This window comes from Candidatus Woesearchaeota archaeon (assembly GCA_018303405.1).
In the GTDB taxonomy this organism is placed as follows: Archaea; Nanobdellota; Nanobdellia; order Woesearchaeales; family JABMPP01; genus JAGVYD01.
In genome coordinates, this window is sequence record JAGVYD010000003.1 from 32,323 (window position 1) to 55,511 (window position 23,189).

The following is a 23,189-nucleotide window of genomic DNA, read 5'->3' on the forward strand; positions in this document are numbered from 1 at the left end:
TATTCACGAAGGCAGTTTTCTCTCTGGAACTCCGAAAACTGCTGTCTGCCTTATTTCCAGATGCTCGCAGAATTGATGGCAAAACGTAAACTTTTCTACTAATCCGCCTTGCAGTGCTTTGTCCTAAAACTCGCCTTTCGGCTCGGTTTGTGCATCCGCTCAACATTGCAGCGGCTGTGGCAGTTTAGCATTCCGGTTCACATGCTGTCCAAAACATCATGCGCATTCAGGGAATATTGCGCCCGCGATATCTCATCCCAGCCTTTGCCTGACCTGGCCATAAAAACTGTCTTGAGATATGCAGCTTCGTTTGAAGAGACCCGGGCAAACCTATCAGCAGTAATCAATCCGTATGGATAGCCGGGAAATGCTATGTCTTTGGAATCCATGGACAAACATGCCGCAATCTCGTTCACCATGCTGTCTTGTGAGCCCGGCAATAGCTTTATTTCAATCCTGAAGATATGCCTGGAGTGTTCATTGAGCCTGGCAAAGCATACAAGCACAGGATCTGGTTTCTCACTCCGAAGCGCAATTCTCACCAGCCATTTTCCATTATTGTGCAATTTTGACAGCCGTTCAATTATGGCGTGGCCGTCATCAGAAAGCATGGACGTTGTCTTGGCCAACGCGCAGACTGCCATACCCCTGCCACCCACTGCCTTGTATAATCCTTGAAATGAGTCCTGTTCAAGTTCATGCTTATGTTCCAAAGTCCCATCCAATACGATAAGTGTATTTTCCGCCAGTTCAGGAACCAGGGAAGCTGCAAACTGGATCTCACTGCACCTTCTTGCAATGTCTATGGCTTTTGCCACATTGGTAACATTGCTGCCAGATGCCATGAGCTTGGCAACATCAAAGAGCAAGCCGGAGCTTTTAGGAGCAAAATTGCCGTCAGAGGAATATACAGTGCACTTCACCTGCTCATTAACCTCGGATTCCTCCACAGATGCCACCATGTAGAATTCGGTTTTTCTTGTCCACATCCGTTTCCCGTGCGAAAAATATGCTGCACAGCACCTGATAAACTGGACTGAATTGCTTGGCGTGGCCAGTATCTCAGCATTCCCGCCATCAACACATAGAACATTTTGGAGCATTGTCGAATTGCCTATTTGGGAGAATGAATTGTTCGTTATCCGGCAAAGCTCATTCCCTTTCTTGGAGAGCCTTGCATAAAATTCGTCCCTGTTTTCCATATGGGGCAAATCCCTTACTATTGCTTCGGCAATCGCTTTGTCCATGCTGATACAGCCTTGCCAGCTCACATATATTAAGCTTGGCATGGGGCTATTCATAATATTTTTATATTGACGAGGGTTTTTTGAGGGCATGTATGAGCTAATTGTAACGGAGAAGCCTAAAGCCAGCCAGAAGATAGCAGAGGCATTGTCTGACGGCAAGGCCAAGAAATTGGGTGACAAGGGGGTGCCATATTACCAGTTCACCCGCAAAGGCAAGGAAATAATGGTGGGCTGTGCTGTAGGCCATCTTTTCACTCTGGCTGAAAAAGGCAAGGGCAGCTGGAAGTACCCGGTTTTTGACATTGAATGGAAGCCCACCTACGAAAGGGACAAAAGCGCCAAATTCGCCAAGAAATATTTTGACACGCTCAAGAAGCTTTCCAAGCAAGCAGACAGTGTTACCATTGCATGTGATTATGACATTGAAGGAGAGGTCATTGGCCTGAACATCATGCGCTTTATTGCAAAAAAGAAAGATGCCAGGCGCATGAAGTTTTCAACTTTGACAAAGCCAGACCTTGTTAAGGCATATGACAAATGCTCGCCCTCCATTGACTGGCCTTTGGCTGAGGCGGGGGAAACAAGGCATAAGCTGGATTATTATTATGGCATTAACATATCACGAGCACTGACATCGGCTGTCAAGTCTGTTGGGCGGTTTCTTGTTTTGAGCAGCGGAAGAGTGCAGGGCCCAGCACTGAAAATCCTCGTTGACAAAGAAAAGGAAATAAAGGCCTTTGTATCAGAGCCTTACTGGCAAATCAAGCTTTTGGGCAGCCTTGAGCACGGCCAGATTGAATTCATGCACCAGGAGGACAAGTTCTTTGACAAGGCCAAAGCTGAAAAAGTCATGTCCAAGATACGTGCAGGAGACAATGGCAGGGTAGCTGATGTTGCCAAGAATGAATTCAGCCAACTTGCCCCAGTCCCATTTGACCTGACCACGCTCCAGACCGAGGCATACAGAACGCACAGGATTAGCCCAAAGGAAACACTTAGCATAGCCCAGGAACTTTATGTCTCGGGCTTGATCAGCTATCCGAGAACGAGCAGCCAGCAATACCCTGAGAGCATAGATTACAGGAAAATTCTCACAGACCTTTCAAAGCAGGATTTTTACAGGGATTTGTGCAAAAAACTGCTTGGCCAGGGCAGCCTCAAGCCCAATAACGGCAAAAAGACTGATCCGGCGCACCCTGCAATATACCCGACAGGGCAGGTAACGCACATTTCCGGCAGCAACGCCAAAATATATGACCTGATTGTGCGCAGGTTTATGGCCACTTTTGGTGACCCTGCCTTGAGGGAAACAATCAATGTGAAAATTGATGTCAAAGGCGAGATTTTTGTTGCCAAAGGGACAAGGACAGTGAAAAATGGGTGGCATGTCTACTACGCGCAGTATGTGGGCCTTAAAGATGTGGAACTGCCTAAGGTCTCGGCTGGCGAAACAGTCGAAGTCAAGGAAATCAGCATGCTTGAAGACCAGACAAAGCCTCCGAGAAGATATACACCTTCTTCTATCATAAGGGAACTCGAAAAAAGAAACCTCGGAACAAAGTCTACCAGGGCGCAGATTGTTGATACCCTGGTGCAAAGGGGCTATGTTTCAGGCCAGGCGCTCGAAGCAACTGATTTAGGAATAAAGACAGTTGAAATCCTTGAAAAGTATGTGCCTAAAATACTGGATGAAGAGCTTACAAGGCATTTTGAGATTGAAATGGATGAAATCCAGGACAAGAAGAAAAAAGGTGAGGAGGTCCTGGAAGAAGCTAAGGAAATTTTGACAAAGATACTAACTGAATTCAAGAAAAAAGAGAAGCATGTCGGCGAAGGGCTCCACGGCGCCAATCGCGAAAAGCAAATCAAGGAAAACACCGTTGGGAAATGCCCTGTCTGCAGCGAAGGCACGCTGATGATGAAACGGGGCAAGTTTGGAAGGTTCATTGCATGCGACAAATACCCTGACTGCAAGACCACTTTCAAGCTTCCAAGCAACGGCCTTGTGAAGAATTCGGATAAGATATGCGAGCATTGCCAGCACCCCATGATCATGATAATCAAGAAAAGAAAAAGGCCACAGGAAATCTGCATAAACCTTGACTGCCCATCAAAAAAGGTAAGCGACGAGGCTGTGCTAAAGCAAATGGCCGAGGTCGAGTCAGGCGAAGTTGAGCATAAGTGCCCCAGGTGCGAAGAGGGAAAGCTCGTGCTGAGAAAAAGCGTCTATGGGCAATTTTACGGATGCTCCACATTTCCCAAGTGCAGGTACATCAAGAAAGTCCAATAACCTCATTTTAAAATAATCTTAGTGTGTTATCCCAATCACCATACATGCCCCTGGATTCACAATGACAAATTTAAGCCATGCCAGAAAGCAAAAACAAATATGGGAGATTGAGCACAGGACATCAGAAACCATTCCATCCCTGGCATCATCTGTTCCATACAAAGGCGTTGCCCATTTCGCTGATTTCCTGAATGACCGAATTACGGCTTCTGTGCCTCATAGACTCCTTGATATAGGTTGCGGAAAAGGGAGGAATTCGGTCTATATGGCAAAACAGCGTTTTATAGTTTATGGCATTGATTACGTAAAAGGTGCGCTGGACGCGTTGCGGGCAAAAGCAACAAAGCATAAGCTTGGCCCCCGGATTCATTTGTATAATATGGAGCTCGACAGCAAGTGGCCATTCAAAGATGATTTTTTTGGCTCGGCCATAGACTGCTTCTCTTCCATAGACATCGAAACCAAGAAAGGCCGTATGCTGTGCCGAGACGAGATGTTCCGAACCCTTAAGCCTGGCGGATTTGCATTCGTTTCTGTTGTCTCTGCTGATGATGAGATGGAGAGAGAATTAATGGCAAAACACCCGGGGCCGGAAAAAAACAGCGTTATTTGGCCAAACGGCAAATTCCAGAAGGATTATTCAGAGAATGAACTTGCAGAATTTTATTCCGACTTTAAAATCCTTGAAATCAAAAAAGTGCAATCTGCCGAAAAGGCATTCAAGCTTGGCAGAAAATACAGGGCGACAAATTTTTGGCTCATATTGCAAAAACCGATTAGTTAGTGCCCCCTGGTTTTAGTTCCATCTTTCTGTCTTTATGTTTTCGGGCTTGACTCCAAGCTCCTTAAGAATGTCCAGAACGGTGTTGATAAGCCCTTTGGGGCCGCAAGTATAGAAAATCGTGTTTTGGATGTCAGGAATATATTGCAGAAGAACCTGCTTGTTGATTCTCCCAGTCAGGCTGTCCCACTTATGGCCTTCCTCTCTTGTTATGGTAAGGACATTCCTGATATTTGGATTTTCCGCTGATAATTTTTCCAATTCTTCCCTGTAAATTATGTCCACGGGCGTTTTGTTGCTGTAAAACAAGGTCATTTTATGCCCCAGTTTTTTTTGATTCACATGCCTCATGAATGAGCGAAACGGTGTCACGCCGGAGCCGCCGCAAATCATTGCATGATGCTTGGCATCGTCTTCAATAAGGAAAAAAGCGCCAAATGGCCCGGAAAACCTGAACTTTGCCCCGATTTCAGCATCGCACATCCTATTGCTCATTTCACCTTCGCGCTTGACAGTAATATCAATCATTTCATCTTCAGGAGATGAAGCTATTGTAAATGACCTAATCTTCTTTTCAGGCAGGCCATCCTTCCCAATAAACTGCATGGTCAAAAACTGGCCCGGCTTAAAATCAAGGCCCTGTGGCCTGTGGAATTTCAGGGTTTTTGTGTCGTGTGTTTCATCCACTACCTCAGCCACGCCACTTACAAATACTGTAAACTTTGCCATGAGAATGTAGCAAATGCAGTCATTATAAAATGTTTGGAATTTTCCACTAGTTTCTAACCGGTGGCTGGAAAGCCAATGTCGAACTTTCAAGTGAAAAATTCCTAACATGCTCAAGAACCACAAGGTCTGTGGAACTAAACATGACATTCCAGCGGTCTCTGACCGGTGGTTCTTGACAATTTATGCTGGCCCATCATTTTTGCCTCAATACAGCTTTGTCCGAAAACTCGCCTTTCGGCTCGGCTTGGGCATCCGCTCAGCATTGCAGCTTCTCATGCATTGCATTTTTCTCCTCTGCAACCCCGAAAAATGCTTGACCCTCCGGGAATGGGCTTCGCAAAATTGATGCCCAAACTAACTTTTTGGACAAAGCCCCCTCAATGCAAAGATTTTTTAACACTCATCCACTCGAGGAGCCATGAGCGCAGGCGATTTCGGGAATGGCAAAATCTTCATTGAGCACAAAGCAATCAAACTTGTCCTAGTCGTGGCATTTTTCCTGATTCTGAGCATGCCTGGCATGGCAGCCAAGCAAGGCGCGATCAAGCTTCTCGCCGTAAGCGACGGGGTTTCTGGGGAACTCATCGGCAGTGTGGCTGACATGTACCTTGAAGTCAAGCCGGGCAATGGCGGAGTATACATTGACACGTTTCCTCTAACAAGGCTTGACACCCAAATAAGCACCAGGTTTGCCGCAGAATATGCGTGCAGGCAGACCGAAACCGATTGTGATGAATATGATTTTTTTTACACTATAAAGGCTGGCAGCACAATTGTCGGCGGGCCGAGCGCAGGCTCTGCAACCACCGTGCTGACCATGGCTGTTTTGCTGGGACTGGACATAGACCCGGATGTGGCAATTACCGGAACAATAAACTCAGGCGGATTGGTGGGGCCTGTTGGCGGAGTGAGGGAAAAAATCGAGGCTGCATCTGCCAATGGCATAACAACCGTCTTGATTCCCTCAAGTGAGAAATACCTTGAAGAAGATAACGCAACAAATGAAACTGTTGACATTGAAACCTTTGCAACAGAGCATAATATTACTGTAATTGAGATTGACGATGTCCAGGATGCATTATACCGTTTTACAGGAACGAGGCTCGAAGAGCCTGATAATGATGTTGTTGTTGATACCGAGTATACCAAAATCATGGGCCATTTGGCAGATGAGCTCTGCACCCACACGCTTGAGATGCAAAAAGCGATGGGCGGCACAAACCTGACACTTTACAATATCAGCAACGATATGATCGATGGCCTCCAAAACACTACTCTCAAGGCATACTCGCATTTGCGTGACGGGAATTATTATTCTGCTGCCAGCCTCTGTTTTGGGGCTAACACAAAATACTCCTACCTCCAGCTTAAAATCCTGAACCTTACAGATGACGAACTGCGAGGCAAATACAAACAGCAAAAAACCAGGCTCAGTGAAATGAGCATAAAAATTGAAAATCAAAACTACACAACTGTCAGCCAGATTGAAACATACATTATTGTGAAAGAAAGGCTATTGGAAGCCGAGGACCTATTGAAAAGCTATGTGGCAGACATGGAAAATAATCTCACTGATATGGCAATTTTTCACCTTGCATATGCTGAAGAGCGCATCAACAGCGCAGAATCATGGTCTAATTTCTTTCATCTGAAAACAAAAGAAGTCACAATCAACAGGGAATCCCTGAAAAACAGCTGCACACAAAAAATTGCAGAGGCTGAAGAAAGATACCAATATGTTTCCATGCTTGTCCCGGACCTGCTCGGCGACACGCGGCAGGAGCTGAACAGGGCATATTCTGACATGAATTCCTCAGCTTATGCACTTTGCCTCTTCAAGGCCAGCAAGGCAAAGGCTGAGGCAGACATGGTCTTGAGCGTTTACGGCGTTGACCCTTCCAAAGTGCAGGAAGTGGTTGAAAAAAAACTGCCTGCTGTGCGCAAAAACATTGTATCACAGCAATCCAAGGGGTTTTTCCCGATTTTGGGTTACAGTTATTATGAGTACGCAACCACTTTGCTGGAGGCTGACCCATTCTCTTCGCTCTTGTATTCGGAATACTCATTGGAACTCAGCAACCTGGACCTGTATTTCAAGGAGCCCAAAAAAACCAGTTTTTTCAATAGGATAAACTGGCAAGGCCTTACCTATTTTTGGATATTTGTGCTGGGCTTTGGCGCCGGGTCTGTGTTGACCATAAAGCTGCATGAAAAAAAGATACGTTCTGTTTTGCAAAAGCAAAGCGCAAACCAATACAAGAAGCGGAAATAGGAATTAAATCTTCAAAATCTTAACACTCCGATGCTCATTTTTAATGAATTCTTGACTCCTATAACAGGTTGTGGTTTTAAACCCTAGCGAGATTTTCCTTGCGGAAAATCCCGCTGGGGAAAAAGAGGTGATAAGGAAAAAGAGACATTTCCCCCTATGTGAGCAAAGCATGACACAAAGCATGCCTTTTAATACTCTTGAGTGGTATAAAATAAACTACTATTTAAATGTTTCGTTTTTTAAGTATTCTGGAGTAGTAACAAAAACAGAAGTTTCAGAAGATTTAAAACTCCCTAACACGTGCCCATATCATGGACAGAAGGAAATTCCTGGAAATGGTGCCTCCTGCTGCAGTGGGCATTGTTCTCGGAGGGGTCAGCGCATGGCTAATCACCGAGCCGGGCAGGCGCACAATCAGGGACCAGAATCAGCTTTACAGGGCCAAGATAGACACTTTATCCTGGCAAAACCAGAACCTTGAGGACAGGCTTTCAGGCTTAATTTTGCAGCATGAGGCTGAAAAGGCTGAATTTGAAAGGGCCTTGCAGGAACTTGAGGAAAAATACAGCGGCTTAATGGCGCATATAAGGGAAGATGGCCTTGAAATAGACTATAACAAGCATCCTTTCAGGACCCAGATCAAAAAATATGAGCCATTCCTTGATGACGCATTAAAAAAATATTCATCAATCTATCCTGTGAGCAAATTACTGATGCTTTGCCTTGTTGAGGCGGAATCAGGATTCGGCAGCCATAATTTTTCATTGGCAGGCGCTGCATATGACTGGCAACTGATTCCTGAAACAGCGCGGGACATGGGGCTGCATGTTGAAACAACAGACAATTATGAAAAAGGCCTTGATTACCGTGCCAAAAGAAGAAGCCAGTCAAGTGTCTTAGCATCAACGCGAAACGAGCTTCGGGGGTTCATCCAAAGATTTAGCGACGGGGAGGAATTCAGGACAGTTGGCGATTTTCTTGAGCACCTTGATGAGAGGTATTCGCAGGCAAATGTGAACCGGGCGAAATACCTATTTGGCGAATTGGACAACCAACAGCTTTACTATGCCATCCTTCAGGATAAAGAGCGGGGTTACATGTCCTTGTACAAGGCAGATATGATAGAGATTGACAAGCTGCCAGAAGCAGAGGTCCTCAAAAAGGACGAGAGGAAAAATCTCAAGCTCGCAACTGATGCAGCAGTGCATTACATGGCTTACCTTATGAAAAAGGCCGAAGGCAACCCGTTAAGGGCATTGAGCATGTACAATGCAGGGCCTGGAAATGTCCAGATTATGCCATACACAGAGACAGTCGGATATATAGACAAAATATTCCACAAATACCACCAATACAAGAAAATCCTGGCAGGCAAGGGCAGCCTGCCGACTGAACTGGCCCCGCCAAACGCCAACAAATAAAAAACCATCACCTTTCTTTGTGTATATGGGTAACATCAAAGCTGAAAAATGCCACAGGTGCCAGGCTTTTCCTGCATCTGAAATGACAGGGGTTTACTGCAAGGCCTGTTTTTGCGATATTCTTGAAAAACGCATGAGAAAAGAACTCAAAGGCAGGATAAACAAAGGCAGCAGGGTCTTGGTGATGGACAAGGCAGCTGCGAAAATCATCAGGAGTCTGCTTAATTATCCTTTTTCAATCGATATTCTGAAGTCAAGGAAATTAAGCCCATGCAATTTACCGGCGTTGATATCACATCCGGATTTTATAAAACTCATTCGAGACAAGAACCATGATGTAGCTGTTCTTCCGTGGACAGCGGATTTGGAAGCTGCCGTGTTCCTTGAGCAATCATTTTTTAACAAGAAATCCCCAAATTCCATAAAAATCCTGAAGCTTTTCCGCCAAATCACTGAAAAAGAACTTAAATCCTACTGCACAATAAGGGGACTGAACACATGGACCAGCCAAATGCCCGCTTCCATAGGATTTATCAGGCTTCTGGACAGGGAACATCCTGAAATTGTGCACGGCCTTGTGAGAAGCAGCGAGGAAGTTGAAAATATCAGCTCCCAGGCGCATGCCAAAAAAACGCAAAAAAGGAAACCAGGGAAAAATTAACTTGTCTGTCTTAGTTATATGCATACCCCTTCTCATTCTTCTCCAATCGTGCGCACCGGGCAAGGAATCAACATTGCCTACAGAGCAAGGAAGGAGGGTCGATGTAACATTTTGCCGAACAGGCAATTGCACACACGCATTGGCAATGTTTCTCGGCCAAACGCGGGAATATGCCTACTGCGCATTCTATGACCTGGACCTGCCTGAAATCATCAGCCTGCTTGATGAGCTGTCAGCAACCAAGGATATAAGGCTCTATATGGATGATGAATACCATATCCCCAGGAACTATTCCAGAGAAGACTCTTCTGCCAAACTGATGCACAACAAATATTGCGTTAGTGACGATGCCAGGATTTTCACAGGCTCCTTTAACCCCACGAGCAATGATGCCTACAAAAATGACAATAATGCCATAGCCATTGAATCAAAGCTCCTTGCTGAAAATTACAGGCGTAATTTCATTGCGATATGGGAAGGCAGGCCCGGGGAGGGCAATGCTGTTCATCCAAAAATCATATACAACAATATCAGCATAGAAAATTATTTCTGCCCGATAGACGAATGTGAGATGCAGATCAAAAGAGAAATTGGCTCTGCTGGCTCCTCAGTCTATTTTATGGCGTTCTCCTTTACCAGCCAAGGGATCGCAAATTCCCTGGCCATGCAGAAATTAAACGGGATTGAGATAAAGGGAGTGATGGAGAAAAAAAATGCCGGCAACCAGTCATCTTACCCGTTTCTTGAGTTTCATGGAATAGAAGCCAGAAAAGACGCGAACAAGTACAACATGCACCACAAGGTGTTCATTATTGACAATAAGACGGTCATTACGGGCAGCATGAACCCGACCAAGAACGGCAACAGCAGGAATGACGAAAACATACTAATAATACATGACAAAGAGATCGCTGAGCAGTATTCTACGGAATTTTTTAGGATTTGGCGCATAGCCAGTTAATTGGCTTCTGCAATCAGTCCGGAATATATTTCAAAATATGGAATGTAGAGAAACCAAAGTAATCAACGTCATTCACAACATCAGGAAATTTGGACTTGATGTCATCAATGACCTCCAGGAGATGGTTCAGGTCCCGGACTATCACCTCTGTCTCAAAATCAGCACCACCGATGCTTTTGTTTATCTGGTAAATATTCCTGTGGTTCTTGCAGTATTCAAACAGCTCAGCATTTCTCGCTGTTGATAACAGTTGCAGGTCAACCCTATAGGATACATAGCCCAGCTTCTCCAGGTTCAGGCCTATCTTGTAGCCAACAATGACTTTCTTCTTTTCCAGCAGCCTTATCCTGCTTCGCACCGTGTCAGGGGATATTTTCAGGCTCTTTGCAATTTCCAGGGAACTCTGGCGGACGTCGTTGGCGTATTTCTGGATGATTCTCCAGTCCAACTCATCAACATCCTCTCGCTGCCCTCCCCCATAGACCCTTTCTATGGAATGCTCATGCGTGTCCAAAAAGAATTTCCTGTTAAAGTTATAAATAGGGGCATAAACAGCCACATTGTACAGCTTGATATTTTTCTTGTACTTAAGCATGATATTGTCCCAGATGGTATGAAATTCCAGGATGTTCTTCACTCCAAGAAACAAGGCAAAATCCCATTTCCCATGCATGGATGTTATTGTCCAAACCTGGCTTAAATTATTCTCGACATGGCTGACGAATTCATCACCCTGTTTTTTGGCCATCTGCTGGAACTTGAAATAGACCCTGAAAGTGAAGTATCCAAGCCTTGCCATGTCAATGATTGCATGGTAGCCTGTTATGATATTTTCCTGCTCAAGCTTTTTCATGCGATAAAGAATAAACTGCTTGGACCGCTTGAGCTTGTGGGACAGCTCGGCCAGGCTGATGTTCGACTTCTTATCCACTTCATACAATATTTTCTTGTCAAACAAGTCAAGCTTGTATTCTGCCATATTATTTTATAATTGCCAGTTTATATATAAATTTATAGGTTTTGTTAAAAAAATCAATAGAATAATTAATATAGTTGTTTTAATATTATTAGTACTATAGAGGGGTAAATATGAGTGACTTCAAATACACAAGGAAATATTTCGAAACAGAAATGGAAAAAGGCATGACTGATTATCAGAAGAAAGAATTTCACAGAATTAAAAGGCGGGAATTCTTGAAGCATGCTGGCATGGGTGCAGTGGGCATGCTTTTGGCAATTAAAACAATCCCATTTGAACATATTGGCAGCTATGCCCTAAAATCATTCACTGGTGAAACTGAGGAGCATGAACAAAGGGAATTTTATCTCAAGCGGTGGGATATTGAAAAGATCATGGCTGAAGCCAATTATGACCAGTGGAAACAGGCAAGTATCCATGAAGAAGCCCTTCCTTTTATGCCTGTTGGATTTACAAGCGGACACCTTTGGGTTGACCAAACCACAAAACAATCATTATTTGGGAAGGACAGTGTCTTGAACAGGTATGTGCTGGAGGCATATGGCAGAACTGCCGACAATAAACGCACTTCTTTGACAATTGACATAATAGACAATTTTGACCATTTTTCGGAAGATGCTTCTGACACGCGGAGAACTGATGGGGTAGTGGATGACATAAGCCTGATTTTGCGAGCGTCTGATCCGGAAACTGGAGCAACAGTGAGGGAACTGAGAAGCTTCTGGTCTCGGGATTCTTTGGAGAGATTTGCAGCTTGGGAAAAGCATGGACAAAATGAGTATGCTTTCATGGATAGCCCATATTTTGTTCCGGATTACAGGAAGACAAGGGAGATAGGACAGAATTTGCATACCCTTTTGGCCAAATATTTTTTGAATGACCATGGAGAAAATGGCACAACACTCGCCCCCGTGATTAGCAGATAATAATGAGCAACAGTGATGCAAATGACAATAGCCTCTGCGCTCGAAAATTTGATTGGCGAAAAAAGGACCGCAAAAATCAGAAGCACTAAGATTTCGTCTATTGCCAAAGCAATAATTGGTGAGGATAAATATCACTCTGTGAAGGCTTCTTTGGCTGCAGAGCATCTTGAGATAATAGTTCCTGGCAAAATTGGCGCAACTTACACTCACGGCGGTCACCCAATACATTCGCGACCCCTAGGGGAGCTTAAATTTTGGACGCCAAGACAAAAAGAAGAATGCCTGGCACAAATGGAGAGAAATAAAGCTGAACGGCTAGAATGAGTGTCAGTGCATACCATACAACCCTTCAAGGAACAAGATAGCTGCAATTATTATTGTCAAGTCAAAGGCCAAGTCAATAGCAAATAATGCCTGGACAATATACAGCAATCCTGGAAAAATTAAGACCAATTTTATAATTCCAGAGCTTGCAGGCGTGCCTTTGTTTTCGAAATGCTGAATAACCCAATAATATAGCTGGATACACACCAAATACACTGCGCCAATAAAGGCAATGTCAAAGCCAACGCCGGAGCCAACATCATAAAATCCGAAATATTTCAGCCCAAGAACAATGCCCAGTACCATGCCAATGACAGACAATATCCTGCTCATTGCTAAAATGTGACATGAATTGATATATAAATAATTCCATCCTCTTCCTGTATGCTTTGCCCGAAAACTCGCCTTCCGGCCCGGTTTGGGCATCTGCTCAGCATGGCAGATTCTCGCGAATTGCATTTTTCTCCTCTGCAACCCCGAAAAATGCATAATCCCTCCGGGAACGGGCTTCGCAAAACTGATGCCCAAACTAACTTTTCGGGCAAAGCCCCCCTGTAGTAAGCTTTTTAAATACACCCTAATCCCATTCTCTCACATAAATAAATATGAAAAAAATACTGCTCGACACAAACATGCTTATGAGCATAGGCGCTCTGAAGGTTGACATTTTCTCAGAGATTGAGAGGATATGTGACTTCAGGTATGAATTGGTCACAATTGACAGCGTTGTGGTGGAATTGTCCAAACTGACCGCGCCTAGCAGGGGCAACATTGGCCGCACGGCAAAGCTTGCTTTGGAGCTCATCAAGCGGAAAAATGTGAAGATTTTAAAATCAGGCATAATGCCCGCTGATGAAGGCATTGTCATGGTCGCCGACACCAATTTCATCGTCGCTACCCAAGACTTGGCGCTCAAGCGAAGGCTCAAAGCCAAGGGCGCAGGGATTATCACGATCAGGCAGAAAAAATACCTGAAATTCGGGTGAAAAAATGTTTTACAAGATACAAGTGAAAGACCACATAAGGGTGCCTCCAGGATATTTTAACATGGAGAAGAATGAGGCCATCATTAAACGAATAAAAAAGAAGTATGACGGCTACATCTCCAAGGAACTGGGGTTTGTGATCGACGTTTCAGATGTCAACGATGTCCATGAGGGAATAATCATCTCCGGGGACGGCGCAGCATACTACGAAACGACATTCACACTGCTTACATTCAAGCCAGAGCAGCAGGAAGTCATGCCTGGCAAGATCAAGGACATTGCAGATTTTGGGGCATTCCTCAATATCGGGCCAACAGACGGCATGATACATATTTCACAAACCATGGACGACTTTGTCTCATTTGGCAAGGAAAAGGTCCTGGTTGGAAAGGACAGCAAGAGAAGCCTGAAAGTGAATGACATCTGCCGTGCAAGAATCATCGCAGTAAGCTATAAGGATGTCTCCAACCCGAAGATTGGCATGACGATGAGGCAGATTGGCCTCGGAAAGCTGGACTGGATGGCTGATTCGGCCCCTGAAGAATCCGGAAGCGAAGAAAAGAAAGAGGCAAAGTCTGATAAAAAAGACAGCAAGAAGAAATAAGGTGCAAAAATGAAAAAGAAAGTATGCAAGAGATGCAAGCTTTTTGTTGAAGGCGCTGAGTGCCCGGTTTGCAAGACTAGCAGCTTTTCAACAAGCTGGCAGGGCAGGCTTCACATACTCAACACAGCAGAATCCATGATAGCCAACAAAGTCGGCATATCTGAAAAAGGCGAATATGCAATAAAGGTGCGTTAGGATGCAGCTCAATGTAGTCAAGAAACAGGAGAGGGCAATGCTCGACAGGACTGAGCTGACTTTTGAGATTGGATTTACTGGCGCTGTTCCCTCAAGGGAAGAGATTAAGAAGAAGATTGCTGGCATGGAAGGCGTTAAGGAAAATGTTGTCATAATCAAGAAAATAAAGGCAGCAGTTGGCTTTGGAAGGGCAGTTGTTGAGGCTTACATTTACAAGGATGAGGCATCCATGGGGAAAATCGAGTATGAGTATGCGATTAAGAGGGGCTCAAGCAAGAAAGAGGCCGGCAAGGAAGGCGAGGCCAAGACAGAAGCCAAGCCTGCTGAGGAAAAAAAGGAATAGGCACAAGCTATTTGAGTGATAAACATGGCAGAAAAAGGCGGAAAGGCACCAAGCAAAAAGGCAGGGAAGGGCATTCATTCATTGTACACAGTTTCAGGAAACAAGCTGGAAAGAAAGAATAAATATTGCCCAAAGTGCGGCCAGGGATTCTTTTTGGCCAAGCACAAGGACAGGCAAACATGCGGCAACTGCCATTATACTGAATTTTCAGGGAAGAAGTAAATTCCTTTTTTTGAAATTCAAACTTTTTTAAATATCAGACCCCCAGAACTACCTATCTTCCAATTCTGCGCCCTGCATTACAAGCAAATCATCTGTTGTCAGCTTTTCCCCGCGCCTTATCTTTTCCTGCACATCCATCTCTTTCTGCCTCAGTGTCTTCCGGCGCTGCTGCCTTTTCTCTTCCCTGTGCTCTTCCATCTCCTGGCCGAGCTGCTTATGGACTTCATTTAGCTCAGTGAGCTTTTCCTTCAGCTTATTGTTGACTTCACCAAACTTCTGCTTAAGCTCGAAAAAACTCTTATAGGCTTCCTCTTCCTGCACTTTCAGCGCGTCAATATCCTTGGACTTGGCCAGCACTTCCTCGTGCCTCTGCTGGCTCTGCTCGGCCTTGGTTTGCAGCTCTCCATGGACAGTATTGGCCTCTTTTTTCAGGCTGTCAATTTCCATGGAAAGGCCATGCTGGCTGCCTGACAATTCGCCTGCCGCAACCATTTGCCCAAGCTGGCGCTTCAGCTCCTTTCTCTTTTTCATGAGCGCCTGCTCCTTGTCAAAAGAAATAACTTCAGTCTCAACAATCCGGTCTATATCAGCAATCTGCTTCCTAACCTGGCCAGGGTTCAATCCCTTCTCCTTGCCTTTTCCGGAAACTGCATCCTTTTCCTGCTTGATTTTTCTGATCTCATCAATCTTGGCGACAATCGTCTCATTAAGCTTCTGCCTTTTTGCCTTCTCAATCTTTACAGAATTAGTGAGCTCATTTCTCCTGGTTTTGGCTTCCTTGACTTCCCCAATAAGCTGCCTAATCCTTTTTCCAATCTCTTCTTTCTTTGAGAACCAGGATTCCTTCTGGGTGTTAATCTCATTAAGCGAGGATTTCAACGAATTGACTTCCCTCTTCAATGAGTCCGCTCTATCCAAAAGATTTTTTCTTTCTTGATCTGTTAGCATGTCCGCTCCAAATCACTGCTGTATTAGCCGTCGTCGCAACTGGTCAACAAACTATAATAAACATGTGGGTGAAAACTAAAATCACACCGAAAAATTTAACCGAACAAGGCGCCGAGTCCTGCTGCTGCAGCCTCTTCGCTCTTCTTCTCTTCTTCTGCCTTTTTCTTTTCGTCTACCTTTGCCTCAGCCTTGCCTTCTCCAGCCCCTGAAGATGCAACTGCTGCTGGTGCTGCAACTGCGGCTTTTTCGATGGCCTTGTCTATGTCAACGCCGTCCAAAGCGGCCACTAACGCCTTGACCCTTGCGGAATCAGGCTTGGCACCTGCAGCTTCAAGCACCTTGGAGACAGAGGATTCTTCAACCTTCTGCCCAGCCTTGTGCAAAAGCATCGCTGCATATATGTATTCCATTGTCTGTACCTCCATAAAGCATTAATTGATATTGAACTCTGCCTTAATTGACATTGCCTGCATTTGGGCCCTGGCCATGAGGTCTCCCATCATTCCGGCCGCAGGAATTCCGCCTTCCAGAACAACTGCCCTTGATTCCCTGTAAACTTTCTGAAGCAGCATTTCCACGGTGTCTTTGCTGGCATATCCAGCCTCAACTGCCAGGTTCATAGCCCATGTTGATGCCTGGGTTATGTTGCTGATATACTGGCTTTCATCAACAGCAAGCAGGTCGCGCGTGAATATTTCGCCATTCTCATAAACTGCAACAAGGTCAAGCCCGACTTCCATCGGCTGGATCCCCAGCCTGGACAAAACCTCAGATGCCTTTTGGCTGACCTTTTCTCCCTTTTTGACAATTATGCTGTCCTGCTTAATCACAACCTTGCCTCCTTCAACCCCTGACTTGATTTTCAAAGCACCAAGCTCGCCGATAATAGGGCCTGGGGCAAAGGGAGTCGGCCCGGCGCTGATCTTAATGTCTGCCGGAGCGGTCTGGCCTGGCTTGGCAGGCGCATTTGATTTGTTTTTCTGCAGGAACTTGAACAATTTGAAAGGGCTTTCCTTTGAGAATATCATTGCAGGCATGCCTTCGAGCTTTGCCTCAAGGTGCTCAATGCCCTGTTTTTTTCCCTTGACCTTTTCAATGGCCATCTTAATGAGCCTTCTTTTGGTCATCTTCAGGACAATGTTCTTTGCCCTGAGCTGCTCCCTCATTTTTTGCAGCTGCGGAGCAGGAAGATTTTCTATGTTTACAGCGCCGACAATCGGATACTGGTCCATAAGCTGCGCAAAGTCAGTGACATTCCTCTTCTTGGCTTCCGGAATATGCTCTGTTTTTACCGTCATTGGGCAACCGCCTCGGCTTTCTTGGGCTCGTCATGCTTTTTGTGCAGCAGGCTTTTCTTCTGTTTTTTGACCTCAGCTGATACTTTTTCAAGCAGCTGGACCGGCCTGCCCATTGTCAATTTTATGAACATTGAATTGATGTTGTTCTTGTCATTCGGAAGGTGATGCACCACCTGATCGTAAATATTCAGGATGTTATCAGCAATTTCATCGTCGCCCTTGTCTTCTGAGCCCACAACTGTCTGGATTATTGGTGATGTCTTGAGGCTAATTTTGACTGTGTGCTGCAGCTTGTCGTACAATGGCCGGAGATTGAACTTGGGCGGCACAATGCAGCCAGCCTTTGGGTTTGGCATTTTTCCCCTTGGCCCAAGAACCCTTCCAAAAGCGCCAGCCACTTTTGGCATGATGTTTGCCTGTGCTATGAAAAAGTCATACTGCTCAGCAAGCTTTTTCATGGCTTTCTTGTCCTGCCCATATTTCTGGAAATCATCCTGGACAACGCTGAAATCACAGACTGATTTTGCCTCATCAGAAAGCTCTGCCCCAACCAGCGCGCATACCTTGGCTTTTTTAGACCTGGTGTGCTTTAATGTCATGAAGAATTCAATTTGGTTTTCAGTCTTCTTGAGGTCAATGCCCCTAACGTTGATAATAAAATCAAAACTCTGCTTAAAATTCCTCTTAGTAGAACCTTCTCTTACCTGTTTCAAAGCATCCAATACAACTTTCTTGTCCATTCTGACTCCACCCTGCTAAGGCCGCACGCGGCATTAGTACGCGGGATTACTGGCATTGATATTGCTTCTTGGGAGAAAATGGCCATTTATAAAGATATCTGAAAGTAAAAAGTAAAGTTGAAAGATCCAGTATTTGCTCCGGCCGGTTTACCTGCCGACTCCCCTGCCGCCACGAACGACTTTTCCTGAAACGCGGCCCCGTGCCCTTGCCACACCAGACTTTGACCCTTTTCCATATTCCCCTCTGGGTATGCCAATCGGCTTCCTGAATCGCACATCGTTCATTGGCTTGATATTCTGGGGAAGTATCTTTTGCTTGCTAAAATATGGTCTCCATGGCTCATTTAGCACAGCATCATGGGGAGGCACAAAAGGAATTGGGATTATTGGAATTGGCACTTGCTTCTTGGTCTTAACCTTGATTGTAATATCCACCCTTCTCAAGCCGTCCATCATACCCTTAAGCTTTTCAAAGAGATCTTTTTCTGTCAGGTTGATATTCTGGATAATCCTGGCTAATTTTGCTGAGTCCACATTGTAGTCTTTTTCAAAGGCTTCAAACCTGTCCTTTAACGCCTGCATGTCCCTGAGCTGGATAGCCTGCAGCATCTTGAAAATCCTGTCAAATTTAATCAATTCCTGCCTGTCCGCGGCCTTGACTTTTTCCCAGTCAAGTTCGAATCCCCTGCTGTTAAGCTCCTGCACAACATTCTTAACTGAAATATCATCGGTAATGGAGCCTTCGCCATTTACAAAAATCTGCTCCATGTCCTTATTGGTCATTTTGTATCCCAGCCTGTGAGCCAAGATGCTGTCAATCCTGCCCACTGTCGAATCCCTGGCTTGTTCTGCGCGCAATTTGCTCAGCTCCTCATTGGCTTCCTTGCCTGTGTTGTTTCTTGCAGACCATCCCATGGCGCAGGCATGGCCTTCATACGAAATCTCGATGTCACTGACTGTTATGGATCCTGATTTCAGCAATTTCACCGCTTCAGCATAAGTTTTCTTTCGCGCCTGCAGATCCCTGGCCAGTTCCCTGTCAAGCCTTGCCATGGCATGGCTTATTTCCCTATTCAGCCCGGAATCCAATGCAGCGAGTGCGGCCTGCATGTCTTTGGCGCCCTCCTTGTTGTCAAACTGGCCGCTGAACCAGAATGGCGCCCTGGTGTAGAAGCTGACAGTGTACTGCGAAACTGCCTCGTTCTCCACCACATCAATTTTTGGCACATTTGGGGCGACGATTGCCTGCTCTTGCGCCTGGCCAGGCACGTTTATTGTATTGATCCAGTCCTGGGCCCTCATTCTTTGCCTTTGCTGCTCCATCATCGCAACATGGGTCTTATCTGACTGGGAACGTGCCGCGGAAATCATGCCTGGTGTTATAGTTGTTGTCAATGCCTGGACTGAAATTGTGGCGCTTAAGGCAAGGAGCACCAATCCCCTGACAGAAGTTGACGTGTACTTATTCATCTTCTTACTTAGGGCAGAAAGCCATTTCCTGACGCTACCCTGCTGGTTCCCGCTTTCACCAATCAATTGTTCAAGTGATTTTAATTTGCGGACCAGTATCTCTGCACGATCAGAAAGGTTCCGTATGTTCTGCGCAATGCTGGAGCTTAATTGCTTTTCCTCAGCCAGCATTTGGTTGTATGTTTCAGCATTAATGCGCAATGGCCTTGACAGCAAATCCCGCTGTTTTTGCAGGTTGATTTTCTTTTCCCTTGTATTATCCTCCAATACTCTTAATATTGCCTTAATCCGTTCGGCCAATTCATGCCCGGCCGCTTCAGCCCCTTTTTTATCCAATGACATGGTTGTGTTCTGCAACTGGGTTTTCAGGACCTGGTCCTGCTCCAATTCATATAACAGCGTATAAATTTCAGCCTGGCCTGCCTCTGCCTCGAGAATCATTTTCACAACAGCGTCAATTTTTCCAAATGACTTTTGGCCCTTGGCAATCTCTTTTTCAACTGACCTGAGGTTATCTTCCTGCTTGTCAAGCATCTTAGCCAGCCATTTTTTGACTTTATTCTCATCCCTTAATTCGTCCGGGATTTTGCCTAATGTTACTTTTTTTGCGAGTTCTGTGAGTTCCCTGACCCCTGGCCATGTCGTTGAAACATTTCTCTGCGCAAAGCCCATGAATGTTGGAATTAAGAATTCTTTTGTTGCATGGATTTGCATGTCTTCGCTCATTAATGGATTAAGCTCTTTATCATGGCTTTCCATTGATTTTAAGCTGCCTCTTATTCTAACTACATCAGACTTCAGTTTCCTCATTTTCTCAGGAAAATTTTTCAGGACCTGGTCTGGAGCCGGCGTGGTTGGCTTGCCAGCATTCAACTGTTTTGGCGATGCCTGCCCTTTGGCTTGCCCGCCTTCCACTTCCTGATAGCTGGCATCATGGGCTTGGCCGCCTGGAGGAGGCTCGGTTCCCGGCGGAGGGGCCGGTGGGGCAGTTCCAGTCATTACAGGGCCTTGTTGCGGCGGATTGGCCTGGCCAGGCCGTTCTGTTGTTGTCTGGCCTGATCCTGCACGCTCTCTTGCTTCTTTTTCCATTTGCTCCCTATTTTGAATAATGGCCGCTATAAGCCCTTCCATTTTGGATGTCAAGTCAGCATACTTTTTCTTAAGGCCATCCATTTCTGAAATGCTTTCACGCATGTCACGAATTTCTTTTTTGGGAGTTACCCGGTCATCCTCAAAATATGTTTTATGTATAAGGGATATCTTTTCCAAAACTTCCCTTATTATGAGAGCATCAACATCCTCTTTCTTGCCTGTAACCAAGGATAGTTTTGATGCTATTGTCCGAAGAACACTCTTAAACTTGTCAAGCTGGGATGCCCATTGGCTTAGATTTCCGGTTAGAATTGCTGCGCGTGCTATTGTTTCATTAAGCTCTTTGTTGTTTTTTGCATCTTCAGACAGAAGCTCTTCTATGGCCCTCTTATAAAATTCTGGCTCCCTCAATCTATTATCTTCTTTCAGTTTGTTCCATAATGATTCAAGATTGCTCAACTGCATATGCTCTTCCTTCAGAATCTGCTTTAATCTCTCTTCTATGGGCTTTCTTTCATCAGAAATCCTGCCAAGATTTTGAATCAGGTAATCTTCGATGCGCAGAATGGCCTTTGCAATTTTTATGAGAGTCTCCTCTGTTTTTTCAATCTTTTGCTCCAGCTCCTGAGCGCCAGAATCTGATTTTTGCAGGGCTTGTACTATATATCCCAAGAAAGCCTCATCAAACTTGTTGTCATTATCGAACTTTTTAAGTGCACGCCCATGATTAACCGAAATATAAGAAAGCAAGTCCTGGTGATGATGCTCCAAATCAAAATATTTTAAATTGCTCCTAAGAACATCAACATTGTCTATGACTTTTCTCAGTTCGTCCCGAGCCTTAATCCCTCCTCCCCTTTTTTGTATTTTGAATTCCAGTTCCTCGATTAGATTGGAATAAATTGCAGCAGCATAAGCGTTCAGGTCCCTCTTATTCTTTTCGAGGAAGGCGCCATATTTGTAAAGCATGTCAATAAGCTTAAGCTTTCTCCAAACTAATTCAGACAAGTGGTGGCTTTGGTCAAGCGGGGCGGACGGTGGGCTAGTTGGCGGTATGGTGCCCACGGGTGGTTCTGGAGATGGCCCGGCCCTCCTTGCTTTCCGATTTCTCACAAAATTCCTGCCCATTAATGCAAGAACTATAACAATAGCCACAGAGGCTCCTCCTATTGTCCATCCTCCTCCGGGCACATTGCTTGTCCAGCTGCCCGCCACTATGACTTTAATATCAGTATTGACAGAAAATTCGCTGTCATGAATTTTCAAGGTCATGAATGCCTCAAGAGGCTCAGCTGTGTCAGGCATATCGCCGCCATTATCCCTGTATCTGAGGTAATATTTCCTGTTTGCCTGGTAAATATAGAATGCTGTTGGATTTAGCCCATTTACTGAAGGATGCACCTGCACAGAGCCAGGCACAATTTCAATCCTGACTTCATTATAATCCACTTCACCATTAATCAGCAGCGCATCCAGGAATTCACCCGCGCCAATGCTAATGGCATCTGTGAGGCCAACATTTGCAGTAGGATTGTGCACAACCAAACGGTCCTTTAGTCTTTTTTCGCCTGTTGCAATTTCAGCAGTGTCTTTCTGTCCAGGCTGAGCCTGCTGGGCAGTCGCGGCCGAATCATCTGTGGCTGTAGTGTCTGAACCACTGCCAGTTGTTGCAAAACTCTTGCTCACATCATTGACAACATCTTTCAAATAATTTGGATAAACTAGCCGGACCCATTCGATATTGCCGAATTCCTGCCCAGCTTCCTGCCAGGCAAAGTAGAAATTTGTTCCAATAAATGCCAATAGCAGGATAAAAAAGATAGTTTTGCCTATCCCTTGTGCAGCAGGGGAGGGAGCCTTTGCCGGAGAGTGGGGGGCCATGCCTGGCATTACAGGGGCATCGCTCATTTTTTCTCACCCTTTTTAATCTCTTCAAACTTTACTTTCCAGAGGTCATTCTGCCGATCATATTCCCAGGTAACATTGTACTCCTTGTCCTCATCCAGGGGCATTACGGCAATCTGCGGGATAGTCGTGGCAAAAGAAGTAGGACTTCGCTTCCAAAGCTTGGTTTTGATTTTCATGTTATATCTTTTGTAATATTTAATATTATATGTATTGTTCTATTTTTTGCCTTATGTTCAATAATACTTTATTATATATTTTGTATAATATACTTTGAAATATAATACATTATACTTTTTGCTATATCTATATATGGTTTAGAGAATAACTTGTATAAATAAGTTTTGATGAAAAAAGAACCGCCTATGCCTACCTAATGACCGGAAATGCCTTGGACATCTTGTCAATCCCAGAACCTATCCTTTTTGCAGCAGACTGAATTGCCTGCTGGGGCGTTTCCTTTGTATTTGTTTCCACTGTAAACTTGATCTTGTCAATCAGCGGATGCTCTATCTGGTAGCCAGCTGCCTCAACATTTTCGTCATTCCACAGCTCTGTCTTTAAGGCATTGCAGAAACCCTGGTCAGTATCACTGAACTCAACAACAATCCTTCTTTTTTCGCTTTCAAGAACATTGAGTTGCATAATGGCTATGGAAAAGAAGGGTGTTTAAAAAGGTTGCGGAGAGAGAATGAGCTCTGTTATCCCGAAACTGGTTTACATCACGAAACTGCTTTACATAATTCGTCCCAAACTTCTTTTGGCGTTTTGTAATTCAAGCTCATATGGGGCCTT

The 23,189-nt window shown here is 44.9% G+C and carries 24 protein-coding genes; 13 read left to right on the top strand and 11 right to left on the bottom strand.

Annotated features, from left to right (window positions below):
* Positions 1–197 precede the first annotated feature (197 nt).
* Complete coding sequence (locus J4227_00615) at positions 198–1,247, bottom strand: DNA double-strand break repair nuclease NurA (GenBank protein ID MBS3109016.1); 1,050 nt, start codon at positions 1,245–1,247, stop codon at positions 198–200.
* Positions 1,248–1,335: 88 nt separating this feature from the next.
* Between J4227_00615 and topA the strand changes: the two genes are divergently transcribed.
* A complete protein-coding gene (gene topA, locus J4227_00620) occupies positions 1,336–3,537 on the top strand; it encodes a DNA topoisomerase I (protein MBS3109017.1) in 2,202 nt (733 codons plus the stop codon).
* Positions 3,538–3,598: 61 nt separating this feature from the next.
* The gene (locus J4227_00625; protein ID MBS3109018.1) at positions 3,599–4,321 is read left to right on the top strand and encodes a class I SAM-dependent methyltransferase; all 723 of its coding nucleotides are present in this window, start codon (positions 3,599–3,601) and stop codon (positions 4,319–4,321) included.
* Between the two features lie 12 nt (positions 4,322–4,333).
* Here the strand turns inward: J4227_00625 and J4227_00630 are convergent, their stop codons facing one another.
* On the bottom strand, positions 4,334–5,047 hold the full coding sequence (locus tag J4227_00630) for an FAD-dependent oxidoreductase (protein MBS3109019.1): 714 nt from the start codon (positions 5,045–5,047) through the stop codon (positions 4,334–4,336).
* A 418-nt stretch (positions 5,048–5,465) separates the two neighbouring features.
* Here J4227_00630 and J4227_00635 point away from each other — a divergent pair, with 418 nt between their 5' ends.
* From J4227_00635 to J4227_00650, 4 genes are all read left to right on the top strand, one after another.
* Entirely contained in the window at positions 5,466–7,319 is a 1,854-nt protein-coding gene (locus J4227_00635; protein MBS3109020.1) for a hypothetical protein, read from the top strand.
* 311 nt (positions 7,320–7,630) lie between these two features.
* On the top strand, positions 7,631–8,740 hold the full coding sequence (locus J4227_00640; GenBank protein ID MBS3109021.1) for a transglycosylase SLT domain-containing protein: 1,110 nt from the start codon (positions 7,631–7,633) through the stop codon (positions 8,738–8,740).
* 25 nt (positions 8,741–8,765) lie between these two features.
* Positions 8,766–9,401 (top strand): hypothetical protein, encoded by a 636-nt coding sequence (locus J4227_00645; GenBank protein ID MBS3109022.1) that lies wholly within the window; start codon positions 8,766–8,768, stop codon positions 9,399–9,401.
* A complete protein-coding gene (locus J4227_00650) occupies positions 9,361–10,362 on the top strand; it encodes a hypothetical protein (GenBank protein ID MBS3109023.1) in 1,002 nt (333 codons plus the stop codon). Before J4227_00645 ends, J4227_00650 begins: the two co-directional genes overlap by 41 nt.
* A gap of 13 nt (positions 10,363–10,375) precedes the next feature.
* On the opposite strand, the gene J4227_00655 is transcribed toward J4227_00650, so the two are convergent.
* Positions 10,376–11,341 carry an Lrp/AsnC family transcriptional regulator gene (locus tag J4227_00655; protein MBS3109024.1) on the bottom strand — a complete coding sequence of 322 codons (966 nt, stop codon included), beginning with the start codon at positions 11,339–11,341 and terminating at the stop codon, positions 10,376–10,378.
* Between the two features lie 110 nt (positions 11,342–11,451).
* Between J4227_00655 and J4227_00660 the strand changes: the two genes are divergently transcribed.
* Positions 11,452–12,267: a hypothetical protein gene (locus J4227_00660; GenBank protein MBS3109025.1), complete on the top strand. Its 816-nt coding sequence runs from the start codon at positions 11,452–11,454 to the stop codon at positions 12,265–12,267.
* A gap of 21 nt (positions 12,268–12,288) precedes the next feature.
* Positions 12,289–12,591, top strand: coding sequence for a hypothetical protein (locus tag J4227_00665; GenBank protein MBS3109026.1), 303 nt, complete (start codon positions 12,289–12,291; stop codon positions 12,589–12,591).
* A 3-nt stretch (positions 12,592–12,594) separates the two neighbouring features.
* Here J4227_00665 and J4227_00670 read toward each other — a convergent pair whose 3' ends face one another.
* Complete coding sequence (locus tag J4227_00670) at positions 12,595–12,924, bottom strand: hypothetical protein (protein ID MBS3109027.1); 330 nt, start codon at positions 12,922–12,924, stop codon at positions 12,595–12,597.
* A 305-nt stretch (positions 12,925–13,229) separates the two neighbouring features.
* Between J4227_00670 and J4227_00675 the strand changes: the two genes are divergently transcribed.
* Genes J4227_00675 through J4227_00695 form a run of 5 tightly spaced genes read left to right on the top strand, consistent with a single transcriptional unit; the run spans position 13,230 to position 14,941 of the window.
* Positions 13,230–13,577: a hypothetical protein gene (locus J4227_00675; protein ID MBS3109028.1), complete on the top strand. Its 348-nt coding sequence runs from the start codon at positions 13,230–13,232 to the stop codon at positions 13,575–13,577.
* Positions 13,578–13,581: 4 nt separating this feature from the next.
* On the top strand, positions 13,582–14,181 hold the full coding sequence (locus J4227_00680) for a DNA-directed RNA polymerase (protein ID MBS3109029.1): 600 nt from the start codon (positions 13,582–13,584) through the stop codon (positions 14,179–14,181).
* Positions 14,182–14,190: 9 nt separating this feature from the next.
* The gene (locus J4227_00685) at positions 14,191–14,376 is read left to right on the top strand and encodes a DNA-directed RNA polymerase subunit E'' (GenBank protein ID MBS3109030.1); all 186 of its coding nucleotides are present in this window, start codon (positions 14,191–14,193) and stop codon (positions 14,374–14,376) included.
* 1 nt (position 14,377) lies between these two features.
* Positions 14,378–14,719: a hypothetical protein gene (locus J4227_00690; GenBank protein MBS3109031.1), complete on the top strand. Its 342-nt coding sequence runs from the start codon at positions 14,378–14,380 to the stop codon at positions 14,717–14,719.
* Positions 14,720–14,743: 24 nt separating this feature from the next.
* The gene (locus tag J4227_00695; protein ID MBS3109032.1) at positions 14,744–14,941 is read left to right on the top strand and encodes a 30S ribosomal protein S27ae; all 198 of its coding nucleotides are present in this window, start codon (positions 14,744–14,746) and stop codon (positions 14,939–14,941) included.
* Between the two features lie 48 nt (positions 14,942–14,989).
* Here the strand turns inward: J4227_00695 and J4227_00700 are convergent, their stop codons facing one another.
* The 7 genes from J4227_00700 to J4227_00730 all read right to left on the bottom strand — a co-directional run bounded on the left by J4227_00700 (position 14,990) and on the right by J4227_00730 (position 23,039).
* Complete coding sequence (locus J4227_00700) at positions 14,990–15,889, bottom strand: hypothetical protein (GenBank protein ID MBS3109033.1); 900 nt, start codon at positions 15,887–15,889, stop codon at positions 14,990–14,992.
* 95 nt (positions 15,890–15,984) lie between these two features.
* Positions 15,985–16,299 (bottom strand): 50S ribosomal protein P1, encoded by a 315-nt coding sequence (rpl12p, locus tag J4227_00705; GenBank protein ID MBS3109034.1) that lies wholly within the window; start codon positions 16,297–16,299, stop codon positions 15,985–15,987.
* Positions 16,300–16,320: 21 nt separating this feature from the next.
* Positions 16,321–17,187 (bottom strand): 50S ribosomal protein L10, encoded by an 867-nt coding sequence (locus tag J4227_00710; protein MBS3109035.1) that lies wholly within the window; start codon positions 17,185–17,187, stop codon positions 16,321–16,323.
* The gene (locus J4227_00715; protein ID MBS3109036.1) at positions 17,184–17,927 is read right to left on the bottom strand and encodes a 50S ribosomal protein L1; all 744 of its coding nucleotides are present in this window, start codon (positions 17,925–17,927) and stop codon (positions 17,184–17,186) included. The genes J4227_00710 and J4227_00715 overlap by 4 nt, the downstream gene beginning before the upstream one ends.
* Before the next feature lie 147 nt (positions 17,928–18,074).
* A complete protein-coding gene (locus tag J4227_00720) occupies positions 18,075–22,397 on the bottom strand; it encodes a hypothetical protein (protein ID MBS3109037.1) in 4,323 nt (1,440 codons plus the stop codon).
* Entirely contained in the window at positions 22,394–22,573 is a 180-nt protein-coding gene (locus J4227_00725) for a hypothetical protein (protein ID MBS3109038.1), read from the bottom strand. The genes J4227_00720 and J4227_00725 overlap by 4 nt, the downstream gene beginning before the upstream one ends.
* A 190-nt stretch (positions 22,574–22,763) precedes the next feature.
* The gene (locus tag J4227_00730) at positions 22,764–23,039 is read right to left on the bottom strand and encodes a DNA-directed RNA polymerase subunit L (GenBank protein MBS3109039.1); all 276 of its coding nucleotides are present in this window, start codon (positions 23,037–23,039) and stop codon (positions 22,764–22,766) included.
* Positions 23,040–23,189: the final 150 nt, after the last annotated feature.